At 56.4% G+C, this 4766-nt stretch carries 4 protein-coding genes; 3 read left to right on the top strand and 1 reads right to left on the bottom strand.

Going from position 1 to position 4766, the window contains the following annotated elements; genetic code table 11:
• The 3 genes from AB4Z11_RS23385 to AB4Z11_RS23375 form a co-directional block, all read left to right on the top strand.
• Positions 1-742, top strand: a 742-nt coding sequence (locus AB4Z11_RS23385; RefSeq protein WP_442028027.1) for a cation:proton antiporter domain-containing protein, incomplete at its 5' end; no start/stop codon positions are given.
• A 1053-nt stretch (positions 743-1795) separates the two neighbouring features.
• The gene (locus tag AB4Z11_RS23380) at positions 1796-2434 is read left to right on the top strand and encodes a hypothetical protein (RefSeq protein WP_442028025.1); all 639 of its coding nucleotides are present in this window, start codon (positions 1796-1798) and stop codon (positions 2432-2434) included.
• Positions 2435-2481: 47 nt separating this feature from the next.
• Positions 2482-2799, top strand: a complete 318-nt coding sequence (locus tag AB4Z11_RS23375; RefSeq protein ID WP_442028023.1) for a hypothetical protein — start codon at positions 2482-2484, stop codon at positions 2797-2799.
• Positions 2800-3407: 608 nt separating this feature from the next.
• On the opposite strand, the gene AB4Z11_RS23370 is transcribed toward AB4Z11_RS23375, so the two are convergent.
• Positions 3408-3722, bottom strand: coding sequence for a transcriptional regulator (locus AB4Z11_RS23370; RefSeq protein WP_442028021.1), 315 nt, complete (start codon positions 3720-3722; stop codon positions 3408-3410).
• Positions 3723-4766: the final 1044 nt, after the last annotated feature.

Raw genomic sequence — 4766 nt, 5'->3', positions numbered from 1 at the left:
CTGGTGGACGGTGGACCTGATATGGTCGACCATCGGCGGTGGATTGATCGGCACACTTCTCGGTGCGGCGCTTGGCAAGCTGGTTATCCATTTGCGAACGAGGCATCATAGTGCGGTTGGCATGGATGAGTTTCTTTCGCTAGGTGTCATAGCTGTCTCCTTCGGTGCCGCACAACTTTGTCTGGCGTCAGGATTTTTGTCAGTCTTCTTTGCCGGCCTCTCGCTACGACGGGCGCGGGATTTTCCGCTAGCTGGGACAGCACCCTTGGGGCGGATTCCTGGCGAGCACCAACCCGACGTTGAGGACGCTGCTACCCATTCCCATCATGCCAGCGGCGCCATGACGCGCGCTGTGCTTGGGTTCAATGAGCAGCTTGAAAGGATCGCTGAACTTGGGATTGTCCTGATGATCGGCACCATGTTGCCTTATATTGCCAGTGCCAGCAGTCTGTGGTGGTTTATCCCGCTGCTGTTTTTGATTGTGCGCCCTGCATCGATCTTGCTAGGTATGGCTGGCTCCAGTGTTCCTTTGCACAAACAGGCGCTTGTTGGATGGCTCGGAATCCGTGGGATAGGTTCGGTTTACTACCTCATGTTCGCGCTCAATCACGGAGTGTCGGGTGGGATTGCGCAACAGTTCGTCACATTGACTTTAGGGGTCGTCACTGCGTCGATTCTGGTTCACGGCATTACCGTGCAACCGCTGATGAAGTGGTTTGAAAGCCGGCGCCATCAGCAATGAGGGCCGTTGGGTTCGCACGCACCGTCCCGGACTGCGTGGCAGGCGATGCGCCGCGCATTAGCATGAGCCGGCGAGCTTGCATTGAAGCACGGCCAATTCGTTGGCAGACGCGCGACGGCGCTCCCAATCACCAAACAGTACGCGTTGCAGCGTCGACTCCGCAATGCGGTGGTTGCGTAAATACACGACTGCATACCGCCAGCCATGGGTATGAACCAGGTCAATCGCGTGGTCCAGATCGCGAAACTGGTCGACGTTGAGCCTTCGGTTCGAAAGTATAGTTTTCATCATGTCCTCGCAATGGATTGGTATATCGGCGCAGTGCCGGGCACGTGGGACGGGCGACGCAGCCATCAGAACGTAAGGCGTGCGATGCAGTTTCACTGGCCAGGGAGGGGCCAAATCCGCACTGCGAATCAATGATGCTAGCACGCCTTCAATGGCGCAGCCATTGGGAATTGATATCGGCTTGATGCGCCGGTCTACGATGACGTATCGACGGGCGGGCGAGCAAGATTCCTGGTTAGGAAGTCAGGGAACCGAATGCCGGACGTGAAGGACGCAGGCTTGTTATGTATGTAATCCGGCTTTGGCGGGGGAGACCATTCAGCGCTGGTGCGCTTCGGCGCTTCCGCGTGCAGGGCGTGCCTTGCGGTGCGGATGGCGTCGTTGACTGGCCCGGAGAACGAGGCGAGTGTCAGTCTACCGCAAGCCACGACTGGAGAAGAGTGTGGACCCTCGACAAGTAATGGCATCTCGAGCGTCCCGATGAGCAGCAGTTGCGGCTAATCGCAAGGTGCCCGGGATGCTGAATTCGTTAGGTCATTGCAGCTTGTGAGCGTATAGTCGGTAGTTGGCACCCCGCCGCCATCGCTATTTTGTACCGGTCTTCCTTGGCGCGGATGCGAGTATGCAATCGCCTCAGGGCCCGAGGGCGCCGTGGGTACCATACATGCGCACCGTACGCGCCTCCGGTACTGCGCCGGGAAGGGGCGCTTGCTCGTCGCCACCTCCTTCCTAGGATGAGCCCGAAATCGAGTGATGGAGAGCGCTATGCGCCGCCAGACGACATCGTGGTTTCAAGGATGGAAAATTACCCTAAGATGTGCCCAGTTCAATTGTCACGATGGAAGGATCAGGTTTGCGTCCACCGTCTTGCTTAAACACCTGTCACCACCGTCCGACAGGAGCGGTGAGTACCGGCCTGACAAGATCAGGCGCACCATCATTTTTCCAGAGAATGCCTTTGACACGCGAGAGGAAGCCAACAATGATGCGGCCGCAAAAGGTCAGCGCCAAGTTTTAGCGCTGAATGAGTCCCCAGACTGCTGCGAGAGCAAAGGCATGGGCATTACGCGTGATACGTCGGCACGCAAGGACACGGATGAAAACCTGGCTGCGCGCTTTGAGATTTCTTTCGATGGGAAGCGGTACCTGTTCCGTCAGTACCAATACGAATTGTTCCGGGACGCGTTGCGCTATGCGGTTGTGGAACATGGTAAGGAAGGCTTCGTGCGCGACGTGTCGTTTCGGCCAAGTTGGCAGGTGGCATTTCATCCGACTGACGATGATGAAACCATCATGAAACGGCATGGCATCGTGTATGTCGAGGGGCACTACCTGTATGGTGGTTATCGATACGACCAATTGTGCGATGCCATCGCCTTCGCCGCAGGTCATCCGAACTTGTAGTCTGCCCGGAAGTCGCAATCCATTCCGTGCTCACATAGGGAGCTCTCATGAAGTTGAATTTTGTGGTCCGGCCTGGTGTCGAGGCACACCTCCACGTTTCTGTATTGAAGACGATGGCGCAGATATCGATTTGGGCCGACCACTCCCTGTTCGGTGAGTTCAAGTATTCGTTGGAATTTCCGGGAAGCCTTTGGCACAAGGAAATGAGCGAGTCTGCCAAATGCGATGACGCTGCGCGCATTGCCATCGCACACTGGCTTGGCAATGGTGTTCATCAGCTGGACGCCCAGCACCTGGTCTGTGATCAGGACACCCAGCGCTGGAGCGGTCATTGGACCGGTGGGGCCGTGCGCACCCAACAATAACTGGGTATTTGCGCCGATGCCTGCCGAGTCGAAGCGTAAGTTGCTCTGCAGGCCGGCCCCGATCGTTTGCGCGCGTGCAGTCCGTGCGAGCACAGCACGCCATTCGTTCATTGTGGTCTGCGCCTGACATCACTTGGCGCGGGAAGCCTTCATGACTAGCCCTTGTGGACCGGAGTGTCGGTGCCGAGGCACTAAGGACCTGGCGTTGCGTTTACTGGCCTCAATGCCGGGTGGGCAACATGACGATGAGCATCAGTTGAGTGAATGCTTCAGCCCTATGTCATAGAAAATATCTTGAGCAATGCTGGAATGTAAAAGCAACAGGTCTGCAGGCAGGCGGGACGCCTGCTTGTTTGCATGTGCTGGCATCTACTCTTTCCGCGATTTCAGGCGACGAGGAAATCCTCGGATCGACAGCACTCGTTCAACGACCTTTAACGGAACGCATCGGGAAAGCAAATATCGCCGCGCCTCAGCAAGCCCAATGATGCTGCGCAGGGCGACGCCGTATTGCACAAGCTCAGCGGTCCAAACATCTTCGCGCCGAACTACTTTAGTCAGGTTGCTCATTTGCCAGGTGCCTCAAGTTAGTCGCGGCCTCAGCATGACTATGCTGGAGGTTGTGCCGTGCTTGGCCGTCTGGAAAAGGGACGTGCCTTCCGTGAGTTCTTGTCGAGAAAGGCGCCACCCCTGACGTCATCGCGAAACAATTTCAGCCAGGGGCTGCCGTCGCCGATGACGTATTGCCTTGTTTGGCCGGTCGATTCGCGGCAGATGGTCAATTCACCCTGCAAAGCCTGAACCTCGTCGGTTTTGGGATCCGTTGTGTCGGTGGCCTTTAACGAAAATTCATTTGGCGGCAATCGATTTCTGCGCAGGATATGCTCGAGTTCGGCGAGCTCTTCCGCTTCTATCAGTTCCATACAACCTCCACTGATGATGATGCATTCTTGTATCTGCGTATGCATTGAACCTCGTTCCATGCGCGGTCATTTACGGCGCCTCCCCCTCCATGCACCGCGACTGTCCATCAGGGTCTGCAGCGCTGTCGACGTATTCCAAAATGTCGCGCGCAGCGCGAGCCGGTAGAATGCTATGCGTCCGATGACGAATCGAGGAGGTCGTCCAACGATCGCACGTAAACCCTCGTAATGTGATTTAACTCAAAGAACGCTATCGCTTGCGCCGTACGATCTGCGCCGGGTTCGGCGTTCACGATCTGGTACTGGCTGTCCAGGTCCCACCCAAGAATTGAATCCATGAGATCGGCCATCATTGGTTCCTGAGGGAAGGCCATGTAGACCAGCCCGGGGCTGCCATCAGAGCGAAAATAGGAGGCTTTCCACTGCAACATATTTTCCATATAAACCCCATATTCAAGGGAAGAACATCTGCTTCAGAGTGTCGTGCAGCAAAGGTCCAGACCGTTGCCGCTTGCAATATCATGCGAAAAACATTGTTCGCACCGCATGTGGTGTGGGCTGAATGAGAAATTGTCGATGTGGGCGCTGACCTTTTCTTGCCCTTACTTTGGTTGAACGGTCACGCGCGTGACCGTGGCCACCTTCTTCAGGCTATACATCCCTACTAAGCTCACGGTGTATTCGCGGCTTTCCATTTGGAGTGCGTACACGGCACGTTCACAAATCAGGCCCGGTATCACATTAACGCGACGCGTGGCGGCAAGGTGGCCGCATTCACGTCCACCTGCCTGCGCGCCGCACTGTTCGGCTCCTACTGCGTTGGCGCCTGGCACGGCAGGGGCGTCGTGAATAGAGCGGGCATCACTACTTTGGCGTGGACCCTGCAGGGACAGCACGCGCATCAGAATTTGTGCGGGAATTGAACACTTGCGTAAATAATGGCAAGCCGGCACACGCCCCTTTGCGCGGTTTGCCATTATTTACGCAAGTGTTCAATTCCCGCACAAATTCTGATGCGCGTGCTGTCCCTGCAGGGTCCACGCC

This window comes from Pseudoduganella sp. RAF53_2 (assembly GCF_052113985.1).
In the GTDB taxonomy this organism is placed as follows: domain Bacteria; phylum Pseudomonadota; class Gammaproteobacteria; order Burkholderiales; family Burkholderiaceae_D; genus Rugamonas.
This window is presented reverse-complemented; position numbering and strand designations above follow the sequence as displayed.

Coding starts and splice junctions, on each gene's coding strand:
- AB4Z11_RS23380 (WP_442028025.1), top strand. CDS start 1,796: ATGCGCCGCCAGACGACATCGTGGTTTCAAGGATGGAAAATTACCCTA.
- AB4Z11_RS23375 (WP_442028023.1), top strand. CDS start 2,482: ATGAAGTTGAATTTTGTGGTCCGGCCTGGTGTCGAGGCACACCTCCAC.
- AB4Z11_RS23370 (WP_442028021.1), bottom strand. CDS start 3,722: ATGGAACTGATAGAAGCGGAAGAGCTCGCCGAACTCGAGCATATCCTG.